This is a genomic window from Pseudomonas sp. Ag1, from assembly GCF_000278565.1.
In the GTDB taxonomy this organism is placed as follows: Bacteria; Pseudomonadota; Gammaproteobacteria; order Pseudomonadales; family Pseudomonadaceae; genus Aquipseudomonas.
In genome coordinates this window covers 40,097-53,111 of record NZ_AKVH01000074.1, presented here as the reverse complement: position 1 = coordinate 53,111, position 13,015 = coordinate 40,097, and the positions used below count along the sequence as shown (strand labels likewise).

At 61.1% G+C, this 13,015-nt stretch carries 15 protein-coding genes; 9 read left to right on the top strand and 6 right to left on the bottom strand.

Annotated elements, in window-relative coordinates:
• On the top strand, nt 1-204 hold a 204-nt coding region (locus tag A462_RS26380), incomplete at its 5' end, for a glutathione S-transferase N-terminal domain-containing protein (protein ID WP_008432204.1).
• Nucleotides 205-311: 107 nt separating this feature from the next.
• Here the strand turns inward: A462_RS26380 and A462_RS26385 are convergent.
• Genes A462_RS26385 through A462_RS26395 form a run of 3 tightly spaced genes read right to left on the bottom strand, consistent with a single transcriptional unit; the run spans nt 312 to nt 3,254 of the window.
• Entirely contained in the window at nt 312-632 is a 321-nt protein-coding gene (locus tag A462_RS26385) for an AtuA-related protein (protein WP_008432203.1), read from the bottom strand.
• Nucleotides 629-1,960, bottom strand: a complete 1,332-nt coding sequence (locus tag A462_RS26390) for an acyclic terpene utilization AtuA family protein (protein ID WP_008432202.1) — start codon at nt 1,958-1,960, stop codon at nt 629-631. The genes A462_RS26385 and A462_RS26390 overlap by 4 nt, the downstream gene beginning before the upstream one ends.
• A gap of 1 nt (nt 1,961) precedes the next feature.
• Complete coding sequence (locus A462_RS26395) at nt 1,962-3,254, bottom strand: CitMHS family transporter (protein WP_003213142.1); 1,293 nt, start codon at nt 3,252-3,254, stop codon at nt 1,962-1,964.
• A 131-nt stretch (nt 3,255-3,385) separates the two neighbouring features.
• Between A462_RS26395 and A462_RS26400 the strand changes: the two genes are divergently transcribed.
• The gene (locus tag A462_RS26400; RefSeq protein WP_008432200.1) at nt 3,386-4,282 is read left to right on the top strand and encodes a LysR family transcriptional regulator; all 897 of its coding nucleotides are present in this window, start codon (nt 3,386-3,388) and stop codon (nt 4,280-4,282) included.
• Between the two features lie 105 nt (nt 4,283-4,387).
• Here the strand turns inward: A462_RS26400 and A462_RS26405 are convergent, their stop codons facing one another.
• Nucleotides 4,388-4,990, bottom strand: a complete 603-nt coding sequence (locus A462_RS26405) for a glutathione S-transferase family protein (RefSeq protein WP_008432197.1) — start codon at nt 4,988-4,990, stop codon at nt 4,388-4,390.
• A gap of 10 nt (nt 4,991-5,000) precedes the next feature.
• Complete coding sequence (locus A462_RS26410) at nt 5,001-6,167, bottom strand: aminotransferase-like domain-containing protein (protein WP_003212839.1); 1,167 nt, start codon at nt 6,165-6,167, stop codon at nt 5,001-5,003.
• 82 nt (nt 6,168-6,249) lie between these two features.
• On the opposite strand from A462_RS26410, the gene A462_RS26415 reads away from it, so the two are divergent.
• From A462_RS26415 to A462_RS26425, 3 genes are all read left to right on the top strand, one after another.
• Entirely contained in the window at nt 6,250-6,684 is a 435-nt protein-coding gene (locus tag A462_RS26415) for a MarR family winged helix-turn-helix transcriptional regulator (protein ID WP_003212841.1), read from the top strand.
• A gap of 191 nt (nt 6,685-6,875) precedes the next feature.
• The gene (locus A462_RS26420) at nt 6,876-8,222 is read left to right on the top strand and encodes an NCS2 family permease (protein WP_008432193.1); all 1,347 of its coding nucleotides are present in this window, start codon (nt 6,876-6,878) and stop codon (nt 8,220-8,222) included.
• 63 nt (nt 8,223-8,285) lie between these two features.
• Entirely contained in the window at nt 8,286-8,912 is a 627-nt protein-coding gene (locus A462_RS26425) for a LysE family translocator (RefSeq protein WP_008432192.1), read from the top strand.
• A 130-nt stretch (nt 8,913-9,042) separates the two neighbouring features.
• On the opposite strand, the gene uraH is transcribed toward A462_RS26425, so the two are convergent.
• Nucleotides 9,043-9,396: a hydroxyisourate hydrolase gene (gene uraH / locus A462_RS26430; protein WP_003209117.1), complete on the bottom strand. Its 354-nt coding sequence runs from the start codon at nt 9,394-9,396 to the stop codon at nt 9,043-9,045.
• A gap of 461 nt (nt 9,397-9,857) precedes the next feature.
• Here uraH and puuE point away from each other — a divergent pair, with 461 nt between their 5' ends.
• The 4 genes from puuE (at nt 9,858) to A462_RS26450 (ending at nt 13,013) form a co-directional block, all read left to right on the top strand.
• A complete protein-coding gene (puuE, locus tag A462_RS26435; protein ID WP_008432189.1) occupies nt 9,858-10,784 on the top strand; it encodes an allantoinase PuuE in 927 nt (308 codons plus the stop codon).
• A complete protein-coding gene (uraD, locus tag A462_RS26440) occupies nt 10,781-11,296 on the top strand; it encodes a 2-oxo-4-hydroxy-4-carboxy-5-ureidoimidazoline decarboxylase (protein ID WP_008432188.1) in 516 nt (171 codons plus the stop codon). The genes puuE and uraD overlap by 4 nt, the downstream gene beginning before the upstream one ends.
• 80 nt (nt 11,297-11,376) lie before the next feature.
• Nucleotides 11,377-12,372, top strand: coding sequence for an allantoicase (alc, locus tag A462_RS26445; RefSeq protein WP_003209112.1), 996 nt, complete (start codon nt 11,377-11,379; stop codon nt 12,370-12,372).
• Nucleotides 12,373-12,509: 137 nt separating this feature from the next.
• On the top strand, nt 12,510-13,013 hold the full coding sequence (locus A462_RS26450; RefSeq protein WP_003209110.1) for an ureidoglycolate lyase: 504 nt from the start codon (nt 12,510-12,512) through the stop codon (nt 13,011-13,013).
• The last annotated feature ends 2 nt before the right edge of the window (nt 13,014-13,015 follow it).

Sequence of the window (13,015 nt, the reverse complement as noted above, 5' to 3'; positions counted from 1 at the left end):
CCCCGCCGCACCCTGCACCGCCTGAACGTGCCGGTGGCCTTGAAGGATGCGAAGAACAACGTGCAGGATCGCCAGACCCTGCTGGAGCAAGGCGGCAAGATCAAGGTGCCATGCCTGCGCATCGAAGAGAACGGCCAGACCACCTGGATGTACGACTCCAAGGTGATCATCGATTACCTCGACAAGCGGTTTGCGGCGGTCTGACAAACAGCGAGGATCCAGTGTGGGAGCGGGCTTGCTCGCGAAGGCGGAGTATCAGTCACAGATGTAGTGGCTGACACTCCGCCTTCGCGAGCAAGCCCGCTCCCACATTAGTTTGGTATTGCCAATTCAAGATCCAGCAATGCTGAGCCCAGGCACTTGCCATGGGCGTCCAGCGCCAGCGACCGCGTCACCCCGCCTCGCAGGATCCCCGGCAACACGAAGTTCAGTGCCTGCACATTGGGCAGTTCATAACGCTGCACCGGTGCGGCACCCGCCTCCAGCAACGGCGCAAAAAACGCCGCTACCACCTCAGCCGTGAGTTGCTCGCAGAGCAGCGGATAGTCCTCGGCCCGATACGCAATGATCGAGACGTTCGAGGTGTCGCCCTTGTCTCCCGTTCGGGAGTGGGCCAGGGTGTGCAGCTTCATGCTTCGATCCTCGGGTTGACCGCGTGACGAGGCAGCAGCAACGATGCCACCGCCACCACCTGGCGCAGGCTCTTGCTGGCGCCACCGCCGCCGGACGGGCCGTTGGTGTAGAGAGTTTCAACTTCATTGCCGACACGCACCGCCTCGCTGCGTTCTGCGCAGCGGGCGGCGATGCGCAGGCGCACTTCCCACGGTTCAACCGTGCTGCGCGGGCCGTGCAGGGAGTCGACGCCGATCAATTCGGCACGCACGTCCTGCATGCGCACGCCGGTCAACTCCAAGCGTTTCAGGACCACATCGCGAGCCAGTTGCGCACGAGCGACCGCGCCCGGGCCACCGTAGGAAATCTGCCCCTCACCGATCCAGCCGTCCAGATAACCGACGCTGACTTTCAACGCTTCGGGACGTGGCCGTCCGCTCGCGCCGTGGGCACGCACCCGGTCCACGGCTTCTTCGGTAAACGCCACCTGGGAAAAATCCGCGCACACGTCCGGTGTGAGGTAGGCCGCCGGGTCGTGCACTTCGTAGATCAATTGTTCGGTGCACGTGGCACGGCTGACCCGCCCACCGGAACCTGCGACCTTGGTGATCAAGGCCTCGCCGTCTGCGTCAATCTCGGCCAGTGGAAAGCCAAGGCGTGCCAGATCGTCCACGTCCTTGAAACCCGGATCGGCAAAGTAGCCACCGCTGACCTGCCCCGCACATTCCAGTAAATGCCCCACCAGCGTGCCGCGCCCCAGCCGTTGCCAATCATCCGCAGCCCAGCCGAATTCGAACATCTGCGGCGCCAGGAACAGCGAAGGGTCTGCCACCCGGCCGGTGATCACCACGTCGGCCTCGGCGCGCAAGGCGTCGATAATGCCGTCGGCGCCCAAATAGGCGTTCGCGGAAATCAATCGCTCGCCCAACGAGCCAAGGGTCTGGCCGTTGTCGAGCAACTGCTCCGGCTGGGCACGCAAGGTCTCAAGCACGTCGTCGCCAACCACCGCCAGCACCTTGAGGTTAAGCCCCAGTTCACTGGCAATCCGCCGCACTTCAACCGCCGCCGCCACCGGATTGGCCGCGCCCATATTGGTGATTACCCGCAGGCGTCGGCGCCCTTCGGGCCGGCCGACAAAGGGCAGCACGCGGCGCATGCGCTCACTCAACAGCGGGTCGTAACCGCCTTGTGGATCGCTGATCCGCGCCTGTTGCGCCAGGGCGATGGTGCGTTCGGCCAGGCATTCGAAGACCAGGTAATCCAGGTCGCCCTGTTCGGCCAATTCCACCGCAGGTTCGATACGGTCGCCGGAGTAGCCGGCACCGGAACCGATGCGCAAGGTTTTCATTTCAAATCACTCCCAGGAGCAAAGCCGTCAGGGTCATCAACACCGACGCGGCAAACAGAAAGGGGATGGTGAAGCGCTGGTGATCGGCCAATTCGATCTTGCACAGGCCCACCAACAGGAAGGTCGCAGGCGTCAACGGGCTGACCGGAAAGCCGGTGGTGTGCACGCCCAGCAACGAGGCCTGGGCCACTTGCAGCGGGTCGACGCCCAAGGCCTTGCCGACTTCGGCGATCACCGGCATCACGCCGAAATAGTAGGAGTCGGGGTCAAACAGCATGCTCAGCGGCATCGACAGGAAGCCCACCACCGCCGGGATCAACTTGCCGTGGCCCGCCGGAATCTGCGCCACCGCCACTTCGGCGATGGCCTTGAGCATGCCGGTGCCTTGCATGATGCCGGTGAACACACCGGCGGCGAGCAGGATGCTGGCCATGGTCAGGGCGGTTTTTGCGTGGGCGTCGATCCGCGCGCGTTGGGCGTCGACGTTCGGGTAGTTGATGCACAGCGCCACCACGGTGCCGAGCATGAACATCACCACCGGGTCGACCCAACCGGCGATCATCACCACCATCACCAGTACCGTCAGGACCAGGTTGACCCAGAACAGCCGCGGGCGACGCAGGGCAATGTCATCGTCGCTGAGCACCCGTTGCGGCACGGCGTCCACGCTGGAACCAGCGCCCAGGCCCAGGCGTTTTTCTTCCCGGTGGCCCAGCCACCAGGCGCAGGCGAATACAAAGACCAGGCCGACGATCTGCACCGGGATCAGCGGCTGGAACAAGTCCGCCACCGGCACGTGCAGCGCCGCCGAGGAACGCAGTACCGGGCCGGTCCACGGCAGGAAGTTGACCCCGGCCGCCATCGCCGCCACACACGCGAGGATGCGTTTATCAATTCCCAGCCGCGTGTACAGCGGCAGCATCGCCGGCACCGTCACCAGGAAGGTCACCGCGCCGGAGCCGTCGAGGTGCACCAGCAGGGCCAGGGTCGCGGTACCGACGACAATCCTTGTAGGACGCGTCCCTACCGTGCGCAGGATGCGATCAATGATTGGATCCAGCATGCCGGCATCGGTCATGATCCCGAAGAACAGGATCGCGAACACAAACATCCCCACCACGGGGGCGACGTTCTTGATGCCGGTGATGATGAAGGCGCTGGTTTGCAGGCCGAAACCGCCCAGCAGCGCGGCGATGATCGGCAAGGCGATCAGGGCCACCAGTGGCGACAGGCGTTTGCTCATGACGGCAGTGAGCAGGCACAGGATGGTGATGACACCCAGGGTAGCGAGCATGGGGTAGCTCCAGAACGGCGTTTTCGGCCGGTTATTGTTTTCCCTGGAGTATTGGAATCGCGTTAGGCTTTGTAAATTGGAATATTCGGCACCCCACATTCGAAAAAACAAAACGCCCGAGCAAAATAAAAATGAAAAATTCGATCCAGCATATCCAGGCGTTTCTCGCCGTTGCCCGCACGGGCAGTTTTACCAAGGCTGCCAACGAACTGCATTTGTCGCCCTCGGCGCTGACCGTGCAGGTGCAGCAACTGGAAGAGTGGCTAGGGGTTGCCCTGCTCGACCGCAGCCCGCGCCACGTCAGCATCACCGCCGCCGGCCTGGATGCTCGCGGGCCGATGGAGAAGCTGTTGCTGGACCTGGACAACATCGTCACCGGCTCCCGTGACCTGGCAGCGCTACGACGAGGCGTGGTGACCATCGCCGCCCTGCCCTCCGTGTGCGCCGGCGCGTTACCTCCCGCCCTGCGCCTGTTTCGCGAACGTTTTGCCGGGATCGAGGTGCGCTTGCATGACCTGGTTGCTCACCGCATTCATGCGCAAGTGCGTTCGGGCGAGGTGGATTTCGGTATTGGTGTGCGGGCGCGGCTGAGCCACGGGTTGGCGTTTGTGCCGGTGCTGAATGATCGGTTATGTGCGTTCGTGCCGCTGGCTCATCCGCTGACTCGTTTTGCAAAGTTGAGCCTGGAGCAACTGGCCGACCAGCCGATCATCCTCACCGGCCGCGACAGCAGCGTGCGGGAACAGGTGGACGCGTTGTTCGATGAAACACGCCTGACGATGCTCGCGGGGATGGAGGCCAACTACATGTCGACCGTGTTGGCGTTGGTGCGGCAGGGCTTGGGGATCAGTGTGTTGCCGGAATCGGCGGCGGACAGTCTGGAGGGGTTGAAGCGGATTACCATTGATCATCCGGGGGTGAACCGGGAGATCGGGTTGATCAGTCGCAGTGGACAGCCGTTGAGCCCAGCGGCGCAGCGCTGTTTTGAGTTGCTCAGTGAAGAATTACCTGGCGCACCGCAAAACTAAATGTGGGAGCGGGCTTGCTCGCGAAGGCGGTGGGTCAGCCAATACATGTGCTGACTGGTACACCGCCTTCGCGAGCAAGCCCGCTCCCACATTTTTGAGCGCATTTCAGCCCAGCATCGGCACATGCTTGGGATGGCTGGCCACGCGCTTCAACCACGCCTGCACGCCTGGATAGGCGCTCAGGTCAAAGCCACCTTCATCCGCCACATGGGTGTAGGCATACAGCGCCACGTCGGCAATCGAGAATTGGTCGCCCACCAGATACGGCGTCAATTGCAACTGGCGCTCCATCACCTTCAGGGCCTTGTATCCGCCCTTGTGCAGCTTCTTGTATTCCTCCAGGCGATCTTCCGGCAGCCCCAGGTAAAACTGGATAAACCGCGCCACCGCGATGTACGGCTCGTGGCTGTACTGCTCGAAAAACTGCCACTGCAGAACCTGGGTGCGCAGGCGCGGTTCGCTGGGCAGGAACTCGCTGCCATCGGCCAGGAAGTTGAGAATCGCATTGGACTCCCACAGGCAGGTGCCGTCTTCCAGCTCCAGCACCGGGATCTTGCCGTTGGGGTTCTTGGCCAGGAACTCCGCGGTCTGGGTGTCGCCCTTCAGGATGTCGACATCGATCCACTCATAGTCGATGCCCAACAGGCTGAGCATGAGTTTGACTTTGTAGCAGTTGCCCGATTTGTAATCGCCGTAGACCTTGTACATGGAGGCTCCCCTATGCCGCTTGCGCGTGCTGTGCTTGACGGACCACCGCAGCGAGACGCTTGAGACCTTCGTCCAAGCGCGCCGGGTCGATATGGCTGAAATTGAGCCGCAGGTGACCGTGATGATTGTCCGGCTCGGAGAAGAACGGTTCACCGGGCATGAACGCGATGTCCTGGTCGAGCGCAGGTGCCAACAAGGTGCGGGTATCGAGCGGCTGTTTCAAGGTCAGCCAGAAGAATAATCCGCCCTGGGGTATTTGCCAGTCGGCCAGGTCGCTGAAATGCCGCGCCAGTGCAGCCTGGAACGCGTCGCGCCGGCCCCGGTAAAAGCTGCGCAACTCTACCAGGTGATGCTGGTATTTCTCGGTGCCGATCCATTGCATCGCCTGCCACTGGCCAACGCGGTTGGTATGCAGGTCGGCTGACTGCTTGAGTTTGAGCAAGTGCGGGAACAGGTCCGGACTGGCGATCAGGTAGCCGACCCGCAGGCCGGGCAACAAGGTCTTGGATACGGTGCCGGTGTAGATCCAGCTGGCCTTTTTCAGCCGGCTGACGATGGGTTGCGCGCTGCCGCCGTCGAAGGTCAGTTCGCGGTAGGGTTCGTCTTCGATCAGGGTTACGCCAAACTCGTCCAGCAACGCGGCGACGGCCTCGCGCTTGGCATCGCTGTAGCGCACCGCCGAAGGGTTCTGGAACGTCGGGATCAGGTAGACGAAGGACGGGCGATGCTGCTCAAGGCTGCTGCGCAAGGCTCTGAGGTCCGGACCGTCCGCCTCAAGCTGTACGGTCAGGCAATCGGCGCCGAACAATTGGAAAATCTGCAATGCCGCAAGGTAAGTCGGGCCTTCCAGGAGGATTTTGGTGCCCTTGTCGATGTACAGCTTGGCCGCCAGGTCCAGGGTTTGCTGGGAGCCGCTGACCACCATGACCTGGCGCGCATCGCAGGCAATACCCAGCACCCGCGCCTCGGCCGCCAGCAATTCACGCAACTGTGGCTCGCCTTCGCTCATGCCGTATTGGCCGATATTCAGCGGCATGCCTTCCCAATCCAGCGTGGGCAGCATCACTTCGGCCGGCAGGCCACCGGCGAAGGACATCACCTGCGGCTTTTGCGCCGCCGCGAGGATCTCACGGATCAGGGAGCTTTTAAGACGCGAAACACGTTCTGAGAAGGCCATAAGGGTCACCGGTAGCAAAGCCTGGGGAAAATACGTCAAACTGCTTGACCGAAATTACGACGACTTGGGCAGATACGTCAATATGCTTGACCTTAAAAACCAGACCAGCCAGCAAACCGCCATGGAAGCCTTCTTCTTCGGCTACCAGGCGTTCACCGCCAAGGCTGACGAAATGCTGGAGCGCCGCGGCTTGAGCCGGGTGCATCAACGCATCGTGTTTTTTATCGCGCGCTACCCGGCCTTGAGCGTCAAGGAGCTGCTGGAACTGCTCGGCGTGAGCAAACAGGCGCTGAACATGCCGTTGCGCCAACTGCAGGAGATGCACCTGGTGGACAGCGTGGCGTCCGAGACCGACAAGCGTAAGCGCCTGCTGGAGTTGACCGAGGAAGGCCGGCGTTTCGAACAATCGCTGCGGCGCGAACAGGTAAAGCTGCTGCAACGGGCGTTTGCCGAGGCAGGCGAGACGGCGGTAGAAGGCTGGCTGGCGGTAAACAAGGCACTCAGTGGCCAATCCTGAATTGCCTTTCATCCCCTTTCGCACACAAAATAGAAAACATTATTTGCTTTATTTGTATACAAAAGCATAATTCGCTTCGTGCGAGTTCCTGACCTATTGGTCAACAAAACCCGCTGGTACCTCAAAGCGCTGCTGCCCACTCATGTGTCCGGCGCTGGAAATAACAATAAAACTCTTGAGGAGTACTTGCTGTGGAAAGCCGCAAATCCGAAGCCCCTACGCTCGACCTCTCGCCAACCCACAACGGTTGGCTGGAACGCCTGTTCAAACTCCGCTTGCATGGCACCACAGTGAAGACCGAGCTGATCGCTGGCCTCACGACCTTTATCACCATGGCCTACATCATCTTCGTCAACCCCAACATCATGGCCGACGCCGGCATCGATCACGGCGCGGCGTTTGTCGCCACCTGCATCTCCGCCGCGCTGGGTTGCCTGCTGATGGGCCTGTACGCCAACTGGCCAGTAGGCCTGGCGCCGGGCATGGGCCTGAACGCGTTTTTCACCTACACCGTGGTCGGGACCATGGGCTACAACTGGGAGACGGCACTGGGTGCGGTGTTTATCTCCGGTGTGTTGTTCATGATCCTGACGCTCTCACGCATTCGCGAGTGGCTGCTCAACAGCATTCCGGTGAGCCTGCGCCATGCCATGGGCGCCGGCGTCGGATTGTTTCTCGGGGTGATCGGCCTGAAAACCGCCGGCATCATCGTGCAAAGCCCGGCCACCCTGATCAAGCTCGGCTCCCTGCATGAACCCGCCCCATTGCTGGCGGCCATCTGCTTCCTGTTGATTGCGATCCTCAGCTACCACCGGGTATTCGGCGCGATCCTGATCAGCATCATCGCCGTGACCCTCGCCGGTTGGGGCCTGGGCCTGGTGGAGTACCACGGCATCCTGGCCACCCCGCCAAGCCTGGCGCCGACCTGGATGGCCATGGACGTGATGGGCGTGTTCAACGTCAGTATGATCAGCGTGGTGTTCGCCTTCCTGTTTGTGCACATGTTCGACACCGCCGGCACCCTGATGGGCGTGGCCCAGCGCGCAGGCCTGGTGAATGCCGACGGCAAGATCGAAAACCTCTCCCGCGCCCTGAAAGCCGACAGCGCCTCCAGCGTGTTCGGCGCCATGGTCGGCGTGCCGCCAGTCACCAGTTACGTGGAAAGCGCTGCCGGGGTTGCCGCCGGTGGCCGCACCGGGCTGACGGCGGTTACGGTTGGCGTGTTGTTTATCGCAGCGATGTTTTTTGCCCCGCTGGCTGGCATGATTCCGGCCTATGCCACCGCCGGCGCGTTGATCTATGTGGCGATGCTGATGATGAGCGGCATGGCCCATATCAATTGGGACGACGCCACCGACAGCATTCCGGCGATCGTCACGGCGATCATGATGCCCCTGACCTTCTCGGTGGCCGACGGCATCGCCCTGGGTTTCATCACCTACGTGGCGCTGAAGGCCGGTACGGGTAAACACAAGGAAATTTCCATCAGCCTGTGGGTGCTTTGCGCGATCTTCATCGCCAAGTTCGCGTTCCTGTAGGCCAACCCGCTTGACCCTGCCTCACCCCGTCGGGTGGGGCTTTTGTACGAATGGAGGAATGCAATGAGTCTGGAAACCTGGCTGCTGTTCAGCGGCGCTGCGCTGGTGGTGATCCTGATCCCCGGCCCCCTGTCCTTGCTGATGATCAGCAACAGCCTGAACTACGGCCTGCGCCGTTCGTACCCGGCCTTTCTCGGCGGGGTGATTGCTTCCATCTGCCTGCTGAGCGCCTCGGCGCTGGGTTTGGGTGCGTTGTTGCTGGCCTCGGAACAGTTGTTCAGCGCCCTGAAGATCGTCGGTGCGCTGTACCTGTTCTACCTCGCCTGGCAGAGCTGGCAGCAATCCCGGCAACCGGCCCACGTCGCCGACGTACCGCAAGTGGCCGCCACCCCGCGTTTTCGTGCGCTGTTTGGCCGGGCCTTTGTGCTGGGCGCCAGCAACCCGAAGGACATCCTGTTTTTCGCCGCCTTCCTGCCGCAATTCCTCAGTGCCCAGCAGGCCTTTTTGCCGCAGTTGCTGATCATGATCGCCACCTGGACCGTGCTCGACCTGCTGTGCAAACTGGCCTACGGCCTCGGCGCCCATGGCGCCGCGCGCTACCTGCGCAGCGGCAGGGGCCAGAGCTGGTTCAACCGGATCAGCGCGGGCTTGTTCACAGGCGCCGGCGCTGCGTCGCTATTGAGCCGCTGAAGATCCAGCCCCGATCGCACTGACGATCGGGGCCGCCTTTATGGTGCAATCAGCAGGCGAAAAAAAGCCCGCAGTGTGAGCGGGCGAAAAACCAACGAAGAGCTTTGGGGGTGTGAAGCGCGGTGACGACTCAGCTACCGCGATAGGTGGAGTAGCTGTAAGGCGAAATCAGCAAAGGCACGTGGTAGTGATCCTGTTCGGCGCTGATGCCGAAGCGCAGCACCACCACATCGAGAAACGCAGGTTCGGGCAGTTGCACACCGCGGGCGCGGTAGTAATCACCGGCGCTGAACTGCAACTGATAGACGCCGCTGCGGTAGTCATCGCCTTGCAGCAGGGGTGCATCGCAGCGGCCGTCGCTGTTGGTCAGGGTGCTGGCGACCAGCTCAAGCTGTGCGCCCTCGACACGGTACAACTCAACCTTGATCGCGCTGCCAGGGCAGCCATGCGCGGCGTCCAATACGTGTGTGGTCAAACGTCCCATAGCGTCTGCGCGCCTCCCGAAGTCAGTAAAAGTGAAAGACCGCACCTTTTCAGGTCACTGAAAAAGCCGGCGATGGCTGATTAAGACACTTTTCAAAAAAATTGTACACAATAAATTCAACAAGCCTGCGTTCCGTTGCTGACGCCGATACTGTAGGAGCGAGCTTGCTCGCGAAGATCGTTAACGATAACGCAGCGCTTCAGGGTTAACGAGGCGCTCTCAGGTTTTTCGCGAGCAAGCTCGCTCCTACAGTGAATGAGGTTTTTTTCAATTTAGCTGACCAGTCAGGCAGGTTTATTGCAGTGCTATTCTGCAAAGACCCTGCGGAAAAAATGCAGAAATACAGGCTTACAAAGTGCACACTAAGTTGTATACAATCAGTCATCGTTGTGACGCCACCCAGTATTTCCGCTGCCCGGCCGCCACACACACCGCTACCACGAACAAGAAGGAAGACTGCAGTGAGCGCTGACTACCCACGCGACCTGATCGGTTACGGCAGTAACCCTCCTCACCCACACTGGCCGGGCAAGGCCCGTATCGCCCTGTCGTTCGTACTCAACTACGAAGAAGGTGGTGAGCGCAACATCCTGCACGGCGACAAAGAGTCGGAAGCCTTCCTGTCCGAGATGGTCTCGGCGCAACCGCTGCAAGGCGAGCGCAACATGAGCATGGAGTCGCTGTACGAATACGGCAGCCGTGCCGGCGTGTGGCGCATCCTCAAGTTGTTCAAGGAATTCGATATCCCGCTGACCATCTTCGCCGTGGCCATGGCCGCCCAGCGCCACCCGGATGTGATCCGCGCGATGGTCGCCGCCGGCCACGAGATCTGCAGCCACGGCTACCGCTGGATCGACTACCAATACATGGATGAGGCCCAGGAACGCGAGCACATGCTCGAAGCGATCCGCATCCTCACCGAACTCACCGGCGAGCGCCCACTGGGCTGGTACACCGGCCGCACCGGCCCCAACACCCGGCGGCTGGTGATGGAGGAAGGCGGCTTCCTCTATGACTGCGACACCTATGACGACGACCTGCCCTACTGGGAACCCAACAACCCGACCGGCAAGCCGCACCTGGTGATCCCCTACACCCTGGACACCAATGACATGCGCTTCACCCAGGTCCAGGGTTTCAACAAGGGCGACGACTTTTTCGAATACCTGAAAGACGCCTTCGACGTGCTGTATGCCGAAGGCGCGGACGCACCGAAAATGCTCTCCATCGGCTTGCACTGCCGCCTGATCGGCCGCCCGGCACGCCTGGCCGCCCTCAAGCGGTTTATCGAATACGCCAAGGGCCATGACCAGGTGTGGTTTACCCGCCGCGTCGACATCGCCCGTCACTGGCATGACGTACACCCTTTCCAGGGAGCCGCCAAATGACCGCGTTCCAAACCCTGAAACCGTCGAGCCTGAGCCGCGACGAATTCGTCGCAGCCTTCGCCGACATCTACGAACATTCGCCATGGGTGGCCGAAAAGGCCTTCGACCTGGGCCAGGACGCTTCGATCGACGAGATCGAAACCCTGCACCAGCGCATGAGCGACATCCTGTTGAGCGCCGATCACACCAGTCAACTGGCCCTGATCAACGCTCACCCGGACCTGGCGGGCAAAGCGGCCGTCCAGGGCCAGTTGACCGAAGCCAGCACTAATGAACAGGCTGGCGCCGGTATTCACCAATGCTCGAGCGACGAGTTTTCGCGCTTCACCGAGCTGAACGATGGCTACAAGGCCAAGTTCAAGTTTCCCTTCATCATGGCGGTAAAAGGCAGCAACCGGCACCAGATCCTTGCCGCGTTTGAAACGCGTATTCACAACTCGGTGGAAGCCGAGTTCAAATGTGCGCTGGCCGAGATCAATAAAATCGCGTTGTTCCGATTACTGACCCTTTAGCAGACCTGGCCCGAGCGGTTCATGAACGCCCAGGGCCTGGCGAGCATCCCAAGCCACTTACTTTAAGGCAGACAAGAAGAATGAAAGCGCAACCCGTACCTTTCGAAAAGTTCGTCAACCTGGCCGACGCCCGCCTGGGCACCAAGATCATCTCTGTCACCGATGACTGGTTCGCCGACGCCAACCGCCTGTTCCAGCCGACCCCGGCCGTGTGGAAGGAGGGCGTTTTCGATGACAACGGCAAGTGGATGGACGGCTGGGAGTCGCGCCGCAAGCGCTTCGAAGGCTACGACAGCGCAGTTATCCGCCTGGGCGTACCGGGCTCGATCAAAGGCGTGGACATCGACACTTCATTCTTCACCGGCAACTTCCCGCCATCGGCGTCCCTGGAAGCCTGCTTCCTCGCGAGCGGCGAGCCGGATGACAACACCCAGTGGGTTGAAGTGCTGTCGGCTGTGGAGCTGCAAGGCAACAGCCATCACTTCCACGAGATCAACAACGACCAGGCCTTCAGCCACCTGCGTTTCAACATCTACCCGGATGGTGGCGTGGCCCGTCTGCGTGTGTACGGCATTCCATTCCGCGACTGGTCGGCGGTGGGCGACAACGAACAGGTGGACCTGGCTGCTGCATTGAACGGCGGCCGCGCACTGGCCTGCTCCGATGAACACTTCGGGCGCATGAGCAACATCCTCAACCCGGGCCGTGGCATCAACATGGGCGACGGCTGGGAAACCGCACGTCGTCGTACGCCGGGCAATGACTGGGTGATCGTCGCACTGGGCCACCCGGGCGAGATCGAGAAGATCGTGGTCGACACCCTGCACTTCAAGGGCAACTACCCGGACACTTGCTCGATCCAGGGCGCGTTCGTGAAGGGCGGCACCGACAGCCAGATCGAAACCCAATCGCTGTTCTGGCGCGAACTGCTGCCGGCGCAGAAACTGGAAATGCACGCTGAACACACGTTTGCCGAGCAGATCAAGGCGCTGGGCCCGATCACCCACATTCGTCTGAATGTGTTCCCGGATGGTGGTGTGAGCCGCCTGCGGGTTCTCGGTAAGGTCTCGAAGTAACACCCGATCATTCCCACGCTCTGCGTGGGAATGCATACCGTGACGCTCTGCGTCACAAGAGCGGACGCAGAGCGTCCAGGGCGGCGTTCCCACGCAGAGCGTGGGAACGATCCATACACAAGATTAAGAAGACAGCCATGCGCACACTGATGATCGAACCCCTGACCAAAGAAGCCTTCGCCCCTTTCGGAGACGTTATCGAAACCGATGGCAGCGATCACTTCATGATCAACAACGGGTCGACCATGCGCTTTCATAAACTGGCGACGGTTGAAACCGCCACGCCAGAAGATAACGCGATCATCAGCATCTTCCGCGCCGACGCGCAGGACATGCCGCTGACCGTGTGCATGCTGGAACGACACCCGCTGGGCAGCCAGGCTTTCATCCCGCTGCTCGGCAACCCCTTTCTGATCGTGGTCGCGCCACTTGGCGATGAACCTGTATCGGGCTTGGTCCGCGCCTTCGTTACCAACGGCAGGCAGGGCATTAATTACCATCGCGGCGTCTGGCACCACCCGGTGCTGACGATCGAAAAGCGGGATGACTTCCTGGTGGTTGATCGCAGTGGCACAGGCAATAACTGCGATGAGCATTTTTTCAAAGAGGATGAGCGGTTGATCCTCGCCCCCCACCAATAAGA